Origin of the sequence: Phenylobacterium sp. (assembly GCF_030681155.1) — a bacterium.
Taxonomy (GTDB): Bacteria; Pseudomonadota; Alphaproteobacteria; order Caulobacterales; family Caulobacteraceae; genus Phenylobacterium.
Window position 1 is genome coordinate 1 of sequence record NZ_JAUXXE010000067.1, and the last position, 7,543, is coordinate 7,543.

Here is a 7,543-nt window from a genome sequence, read left to right on the forward strand (position 1 = left end):
CGCCCCCGCCGCCTCCTCCGCCCCCGCCGCCGCCGCCTCCGGCTGCTGCCGAGGCTAAGCAATTCGTCGTCTACTTCCCGTTCGATCAGTACGTCCTGACGCCGGAAGCCCAGGCGGTGGTTCAGGAAGCTGCGACCTACGCGACGAGCGGCAATGCGACCCGCGTGATCGTGGTCGGCCACACCGATACGTCGGGCCCGGCTGACTACAACATGCGTCTCTCGGAACGCCGCGCTAAGGCCACCGCCGATGCGCTGGTTGGTCTGGGCGTTGGTCAGTCCACGCTGCAAGTGGATTGGAAGGGTGAAACCGATCTCGCCGTTCCGACCCCGGATGGCGTGAAAGAACCGCTGAACCGCCGTTCGACGATCGACATCAACTTCTAAGATATCGATCTTCGGCGCTAAGCCGATCTAGCGGAGAGCCCGGCCGAAAGGCCGGGCTCTTTTGCTTTGTGGCGCAGCCTTCACCGCGGTCTTGCGTTGTGAAGGCTCCACTAGGGCCGGGGCTACAATGACGCTGCAGCAGGGGCTGGCCTTCGGGCTTATCGGCCTGACCATCGCCGCCTTCATTTGGGGGCGGTTTCGCTACGACGTGATCGCGCTCTGCGCCCTGCTGGCGGGGGTGGCCGTCGGCGTCGTTCCGGCCAAGAGCGCCTTTGACGGCCTCTCCAACGACATCACCATCATCATCGGCGCGGCCCTGATCGTCAGCGCCGCCTTCGCCAAGTCCGGCATCGTCGAGGCGGCGCTGCGCCCGTTGATCCCCTATCTGAAGAGCGAGCGCAGCCAGGTCCCCGTCCTGACCGCGGCCGTCACCCTGCTCTCGACCGCCACCAAGAATGTCGGCGCCTTGGCGATTCTGATGCCGGTGGCGCTGCAGCTGTCGCGTCGAACTGGCTCCTCGCCCTCGCGCCTGCTCATGCCGATGGCCTTCGGCGCCATGCTGGGCGGCATCGTCACCCTGGTCGGCACCGCGCCCAACATCATCGTCTCCCAGGTGCGCGAGGAGATCCTCGGCAAGCCGTTCGGCATGTACGACTACACGCCGGTCGGCCTGGCCCTGGCCGTGATCGGTCTGGTGTTCCTGGCCTTCGCCTACAAGATCTTGCCGACCGACCGCGCGCCGACCGCCAATATCGACGCCGCCTTGGCTGCCAACGCCTATTTCACCGAGGTCGAGGCGCCCGAGGACTGGTCGCTGGTCAAAAACCGCGTCGCCGATCTCCACGCCCTGGCCCATGGCGAGGCCCAGGTGATGCTGCTGCTGCGCAAGGGCCGCCGGCGCGCTCGGCCTCACCCCAATCTCAAGATCCTGCCGGGCGACGTGCTGCTGCTGCAGGGCGAGCCCCAGGCCCTGGACGAGCTGATCACCCGCTCCAAGCTGCGCCTGATGCGTTCGGACCGGCCCGTCGCCATGGAGGAGCCGACCGAGGAAGCCCGCGTCGTCGAGGCGGTGGTCTCGGCCGAATCGACGCTGATCGGACGCTCGGCCCAGCAGAGCGACCTCTATGGCCTGCACGGAATAAACCTGCTCGCGGTCAGCCGCTCGGGCTACAGCCTCAAGCAGCACATCAGCCGGGTCCGCCTTCGCGCTGGCGACATGCTTGTGCTGCAGGGCGGCGAGCGCAGCCTGCCCGGCGCGCTGTCGACCCTGGGCCTGCTGCCGCTGGCCGAGCGTGAGGTGCGCCTTGGCGGCATCCGGCACACCCTGACCCCGGCCCTCATCTTGGCGGCGGCCATGGTGCTGGTCGCCTTCCAGCTCGTGCCGGTCGCCATCGCCTTCTTCGGCGCGGCGGTGCTGATGATCATGGCCGGCTCGATCCGGATGCGCGAGGCCTACGCCGCCATCGACGGGCCGCTGATCGTGCTGATCGCCGCGATGATCCCGGTTTCGGAGGCGATCCAGACGACCGGCGGCGCAGACCTGATCGGCTCCTGGCTGTCGATGATCTTCCGCGATCAGCCGCCGATGATCGCGCTGGTCTCGATCATGGCCGTCGCCATGGCCGCCACGCCCTTCCTGAACAACGCCGCCACCGTGCTGATCGTCGCGCCAGTGGGCGCCAGCCTGGCCGGCAAGCTGGGCCTCAACCCCGATCCCTTCCTGATGGCGGTGGCGGTCGGCGCGGCCAGCGACTTTCTCACCCCCATCGGGCACCAGTGCAACACCCTGGTCATGGGCCCAGGCGGCTACAAGTTCGGCGACTATGCAAAGCTCGGGGCGCCGCTGACGGTGCTGGTCCTGGTCCTCGGCGCGCCCTTGATCGCCCACTTCTGGCCGCTTGTCGCCCACTGACCCACACTTTCAGGCACCCCCAGCCTGCGGCGCCCTTGCGAACCGTCGGCGGGGCCCCGAAGTGAAGGTCCGCCCCAACCATAGGCGCCGGAGTTGCGAATGACCGATCAGCCGCGGGTAGAGCTAAGCGACGGCGCCGCCATTCCCCAGCTTGGTCTCGGGGTCTGGCAGACCCCCAATGACGAGGCGGCCAGCGTGGTAGGGGCGGCCCTCAAGACGGGCTACCGCCACATCGACACCGCCGCCGCCTACCAGAACGAAAAGGGCGTAGGCGAGGGGCTGCTCGCCTCCGGTCTGGCGCGGGACGAGGTCTTCATCACCACCAAGGTGTGGAACGATCACCAGGGCTACGACAGCGCCCTGCGCGCCATTGAGGCCAGCCTCAAGCGCCTTCAACTGGAGCAGATCGACCTTTGCCTCATCCATTGGCCCGCGCCGAACCGCGGCCTCTACCTCGACACCTGGCGGGCGTTGATCAAGGCCCAGGAAATGGGCCAGGTCCGCTCCATCGGCGTCTCAAATTTCGAGGTCGAACACCTGGACCGGATCATCAGCGAGACCGGCGTGACCCCGGTGCTGAACCAGATCGAGCTCCATCCCCGCTTCCAGCAGACCGCCCTGCGAACCGCTCACGCTGAGCGCGGAATCAAAACCGAGTCCTGGAGCCCGCTCGGCCAAGGCCAGCTGCTGTCTGATCCCGCGATCGCCGCACTCGCCGCCAAGCACGGCCGCACCGCGGCCCAGGTGATCATCCGCTGGCACCTCGACAGCGGCCTCATCGTGATCCCGAAATCGGTGACGCCCAGCCGGATCGCCGAGAACTTCGACGTGTTCGGCTTCAAGCTCGACGCCGAGGACCTGGCGGCCATCGCCGCTCTCCATCAAGCCGACGGCCGCATCGGCCCCAACCCGACGACCGCGACGTTCTAGGGCTCCTCCGACCGTCGGCGTTGCTTGGCGCACCGTCCACGGTCTAGCTTCCGAGCGGGGGGGGCTACAATATGAAGCTGAAATACAAGGTCGCTATCGCGACGGCCGTTGTGGTGGTCGCTAGTGCGGCGGGCGCCGCGTGGTGGTTGTCCAAGACCTATGCTGATGGTGAGGCTCGTTTCCAAACTGCGGCGGACGCCAAGCGGATCAACGACGTTCATAAGATCGCCGAGTTGATCGAGGTCTATCAGGACAAGACCGGTCACTCGCCGTTTGAAGGGCCGGGCGCCTCGAAGCTCGATGGCCCCTTTACGGTGCTGGTCGGCGCACCTAAGGCCGAACGGGAGCTTGCACCGCGTGGAAATCCCCTGGGGCAGGAGCCGCCGGCGGCCAGGTCAGCCGATCTGTTGGCAGCGCTGCGCGCCGAACTCGGAACGCACGTGACCTTGCCCATCGATCCGCAGAGGGGGGAAACCGGCGCGCCAAACGCTTACTACGTTCGCTTCAAGCCCGGTGGGGAGTACCTGGTCGCCGGATTTCTCCGTCGCCCGAACGCCACCGCAGCCCCTCTGGCGCCAGGCGTATACGCCTATGCGGTGAGGTCTGAGCGCGGGGCTTGGGCCGGGCCGATTTGGGCGCATGCGCGGACCATCAGCCAAGTGTCCGAGGCCGAACGCCTTGCAATCGCCGAAGGCGGCCAATGGGCCGATCAGCAATTCAGTCAGTATATGGACCTCGCTACCGGCGCCGGAAAATGAAGTCCGCGTCCCGGGCGCTCGCGTCCATCGCCGGCGATTTCAGTCTGCGACCGTCCGCCGCCGGGCGCCGACCATCAGGCCCTCGATGCGCGAGCCCTCAGCTTTCAGCACGGGCCGAAGCCGGTTGAAGAGCCGGGCATAGTTGTAGAAGGGCACGCTTGGCCACAGGTGATGCACCAGGTGCAGGTTCTGCTGGAGCGTCAGGAACGTGCCGCCGGCCCATAGACTGGCGCGGGTGTTCAGATAGCGCTCGGTGTGGTCGAACGGGTGGTGCGGCAGCCATTGGAACAGGATGTTCAGCATCAGGATTGCGATGCGGGTCGGCAGGAACCACAACATCAGCCAGTCGGCGACATGGCCTGTGGCGATCGCAACGACCAGCAGCGCCAGGGTGAACAGGGCGACGGCCGACACCTGGGCGATTTCGGCAGGGCTCAGGATCGTTCCCAACCGCTTGTAACGCTCCGGGTTGATGAACCGCACGACGAAGATCGGCATCAGCGACATGGGAGCAGAGATCGTCCATTTCCTGAGCAACTGGACGAAGGTGCCCTTCACGAAGATGTCCGGGTCGCGCTCGGTATTGGTGTGCGAGTGATGCAGCACGTGGGTGCGCTGCAGGGCGGGCCAGCCGCTGCCCATGCCCAGCGCGCCGATCCAGCCGACGACCGTGTTGATCCAGGCCGCGCTCTTGGGGCTGGCGACCACGTTCCCGTGGATGGCTTCGTGGACCAGCGTGTAGTGGGCGTAGGAAATGATCGCCAGCACCGGCGTGCAGATCCACAAGGGCAGCGTCCGGGTCAGGCCCAGCCACACGACGGTGAGCAGGGCGATGGGCAGCGCCGCCGCCAGGGCCAGGGTCGGCCACGCCACCGCCGGCGACAATTCCACCGCGATCCGCCGCTCGTCGGCGTGGGAGATTCCGATGCTCGCTCGCAGAGCTTTGGGGTCGTGCGCGCCGTCGGCCATGAGGTTTCCTCCTGCCCCTTGTCCCAGGGTGTGGCAAAACGATAGCGACTTCCAAAATCAAAGCGACTCAAAAATGACGCCTGCGTCATCTTTCTCGTTGAGAGGTGGACAAGGTGGATCTGAAATTCATAGTGCCGCTCACTGAGAAAATACGGACCACCGCGGTAGGGTGTGAGACGGAGGAGGATTGGGCGAATGAGCGCTTCTGGAAACGACGCAGACGACGACACGCTATGTCCGATCGCGCACTCGACCGGCCTGGTCGGCGACCGTTGGTCCATACTGATCGTGCGTGAGCTGCTGCTGGGGCAGAGCCGCTTCCAGGACCTGCAGGCCCAGACGGGCGCGACCAGCCAGATGCTCGCCGCGCGCCTCAAGCGCCTGGAAGCTGACGGCCTGGTCGAGCGTCATCCTTATTCCGAACGCCCGCCGCGTCACGAATATCGACTGACGCCGAAGGGCCGCCATTTGATGCCGGTCATCCTGGCCCTGAGAACCTGGGGCGAGCAGTGGTGCAAGCCGCAGAGTGAGCAACCGGCGACCCGGATGTTCCACCGCGCTTGCGGCTCGGAGCTCGAGCTCGACGGGAAATGCCCCGCCTGCGGCGGTCTCGTCGCCTGGACCGACATGCGCGGCCAACCGAGCGAGGCCTATGCCGAAGAACGCGCCCGCCGCGCCGCCGACTTCACCGATCATCGGCGGGCCGCTGACGCCCAAACGCAGCCGGACCGGTAAGCCAGGTTCCTCACTGTCACGGCCGAGGGCTTCAGCTAGCAGGAGATCTCTCGGCCGAGGCGGCGCAAGTCCACCTCGGCCGAAAGCCTTAGCCGGCGATCAGAATCCAGACGCCGATCGCCGCGAACGAAGCGGCGGCGGCCCAGCGAATATACTTCAGCGGCAGGCGCGTGGCCGCGGCCTCGCCGATCAGCACCGCCGGGACGTTGGCGATCATCATGCCCAGTGTGGTGCCGGCGGCGACCAGCAGCACCTGGTCGAACTTGGCGGCCAGGGCCACGGTCGCGACCTGGGTCTTGTCGCCCATCTCCACGAAGAAGAACGCCACCAGGGTGGTGATGAAGATCGAGGCGCCGGCCTTCTCGCGCGGTGCGTCGCCATCTTCGAACTTGTCGGGAATCAGCGCCCAGCCGGCGAAGGCGATGAAGGCCAGGCCCAGCACCCACTTCATCCACGGGCCGTTCAGGAACTGGCCGGCGGCCACGCCGACCATTGCGGCCAGGGCGTGGTTGGCCATGGTCGCGACCAGGATGCCTAGAATGATAGGGGCCGGCTTGCGGAACCGTGCGGCGAGCAGAATCGCCAGCAGCTGAGTCTTGTCGCCAATTTCGGCGACGGCCACGAGGCCGGTAGAGACGAGGAAGGCTTCCATCGAGAGCATGCGTCCGGGCGGGGTCGAGACATACCAATGGCCTTCCGCGCCGCCGACCCCGCTATGGACCGACGCACGAAAGCCAAAGGTCTCGCCAAGCACCCGGTCTCGTGCGGAGCACGTGACCAAGACTTTTGATGACGCGCCTTCCGGGCGGCGAACCGGAGTCCACTTCGCCTGAATGCGCGTCGCCGAATGCGCCATGCAGCGAGCCAAAAGGCCGTTTGCAAGTTTGTTGACGCATCCCCCGTTGGAGCTACGGGCGGCTACTCCCCAGTGACGGCGGTGTGGATAGGGTGGGGACGATCCGTGGGCAAGTGAGAACGACTCGCGAGTTCGCCTGCCGCAGGTATTCACATCCGCGTGAGCGAACCCTTCCGCAGCGGGAGGCGGCCTGTGGAAAACTCAAGCGCAGCAACCAGTCAAGATGGCTGTTAACCTCTCGTTAAAGAAAAACTCATGGGGACGAACGCTCATCCCCGTTGACGAGTCATTAGCCTTCATGGCCCCATATGATGCGTATCGGGGGCGGGGCTGCCACTAGATATAGCGATGGAAGCGGCCGGGCGGTGTCCCGGACAGAAACGTCTGATAGATATGGGTTTTGGGTCATGAGCAGCGGCGAAGCGGTAATGCGGACGGTTTCGGAAGCGACCCAGGCGGCGTCTGAGCGGTCCGATCGACCGCAGCTGCAGCTCGTCCGCAAGGTCGAGGTCGATCGCTCGCGCGACGCGCTGCTGACCGACTTCGGCAAGACCACCCTGGAAGACCGCTACCTGCTGGCCGGCGAGAGCTACCAGGACATGTTCGCGCGCGTCGCCACGGCCTATGCCGACGACGCCGACCACGCCCAACGCATCTACGACTACATCTCCAACCTCTGGTTCATGCCGGCCACTCCGGTGCTCTCGAACGGCGGCGCCGGTCGCGGCCTGCCGATTTCCTGCTTCCTGAACGCCGTCGGCGACAGCCTCGAAGGCATCCAGAGCGTTTGGAACGAGAACGTGGCCCTGGCCTCGAACGGTGGCGGCATCGGCACCTACTGGGGCGGCGTGCGCTCCATCGGCGAAAAGGTGAAGGGCGCGGGCCAGACCAGCGGCATCATCCCCTTCATCCGCGTGATGGACTCGCTCACCCTCGCCATCAGCCAGGGCTCGCTGCGCCGCGGTTCGGCCGCGGTCTATCTCGACATCCACCATCC

8 protein-coding genes and 1 riboswitch are annotated in these 7,543 nt (G+C 66.1%); of the genes, 6 read left to right on the top strand and 2 right to left on the bottom strand.

The features are described 5' to 3' along the window. The 4 genes from Q8M13_RS16910 to Q8M13_RS16925 form a co-directional block, all read left to right on the top strand. A partial coding sequence (locus Q8M13_RS16910) for an OmpA family protein (RefSeq protein WP_305301262.1) occupies positions 1-386 on the top strand: 386 nt, incomplete at its 5' end. Positions 387-513: 127 nt separating this feature from the next. Next, the gene (locus Q8M13_RS16915; RefSeq protein ID WP_305301263.1) at positions 514-2,298 is read left to right on the top strand and encodes an SLC13 family permease; all 1,785 of its coding nucleotides are present in this window, start codon (positions 514-516) and stop codon (positions 2,296-2,298) included. Between the two features lie 99 nt (positions 2,299-2,397). Continuing rightward, entirely contained in the window at positions 2,398-3,228 is an 831-nt protein-coding gene (locus Q8M13_RS16920) for an aldo/keto reductase (RefSeq protein WP_305301264.1), read from the top strand. A gap of 71 nt (positions 3,229-3,299) precedes the next feature. Next, positions 3,300-3,986, top strand: a complete 687-nt coding sequence (locus tag Q8M13_RS16925) for a hypothetical protein (RefSeq protein ID WP_305301265.1) — start codon at positions 3,300-3,302, stop codon at positions 3,984-3,986. A gap of 39 nt (positions 3,987-4,025) precedes the next feature. Here Q8M13_RS16925 and Q8M13_RS16930 read toward each other — a convergent pair whose 3' ends face one another. After that, complete coding sequence (locus Q8M13_RS16930; RefSeq protein WP_305301267.1) at positions 4,026-4,955, bottom strand: fatty acid desaturase; 930 nt, start codon at positions 4,953-4,955, stop codon at positions 4,026-4,028. Positions 4,956-5,150: 195 nt separating this feature from the next. Here Q8M13_RS16930 and Q8M13_RS16935 point away from each other — a divergent pair, with 195 nt between their 5' ends. Further along, complete coding sequence (locus Q8M13_RS16935) at positions 5,151-5,690, top strand: helix-turn-helix domain-containing protein (protein WP_305301268.1); 540 nt, start codon at positions 5,151-5,153, stop codon at positions 5,688-5,690. Positions 5,691-5,778: 88 nt separating this feature from the next. Here the strand turns inward: Q8M13_RS16935 and Q8M13_RS16940 are convergent, their stop codons facing one another. Then, positions 5,779-6,342: a TMEM165/GDT1 family protein gene (locus tag Q8M13_RS16940; protein ID WP_305301270.1), complete on the bottom strand. Its 564-nt coding sequence runs from the start codon at positions 6,340-6,342 to the stop codon at positions 5,779-5,781. A 71-nt stretch (positions 6,343-6,413) separates the two neighbouring features. Next, positions 6,414-6,629, bottom strand: a riboswitch (yybP-ykoY riboswitch). 324 nt (positions 6,630-6,953) lie between these two features. Between Q8M13_RS16940 and Q8M13_RS16945 the strand changes: the two genes are divergently transcribed. Then, the coding region (locus Q8M13_RS16945; RefSeq protein ID WP_305301269.1) for a ribonucleotide reductase N-terminal alpha domain-containing protein at positions 6,954-7,543 on the top strand (590 nt) is incomplete at its 3' end.

What these genes read in the sequence shown, in the direction of transcription:
- Q8M13_RS16940 (WP_305301270.1), bottom strand. Translation starts at nt 6,342, where the DNA reads ATGGAAGCCTTCCTCGTCTCTACCGGCCTCGTGGCCGTCGCCGAAATT.
- Q8M13_RS16930 (WP_305301267.1), bottom strand. Translation starts at nt 4,955, where the DNA reads ATGGCCGACGGCGCGCACGACCCCAAAGCTCTGCGAGCGAGCATCGGA.
- Q8M13_RS16920 (WP_305301264.1), top strand. Translation starts at nt 2,398, where the DNA reads ATGACCGATCAGCCGCGGGTAGAGCTAAGCGACGGCGCCGCCATTCCC.
- Q8M13_RS16915 (WP_305301263.1), top strand. Translation starts at nt 514, where the DNA reads ATGACGCTGCAGCAGGGGCTGGCCTTCGGGCTTATCGGCCTGACCATC.
- Q8M13_RS16935 (WP_305301268.1), top strand. Translation starts at nt 5,151, where the DNA reads ATGAGCGCTTCTGGAAACGACGCAGACGACGACACGCTATGTCCGATC.
- Q8M13_RS16925 (WP_305301265.1), top strand. Translation starts at nt 3,300, where the DNA reads ATGAAGCTGAAATACAAGGTCGCTATCGCGACGGCCGTTGTGGTGGTC.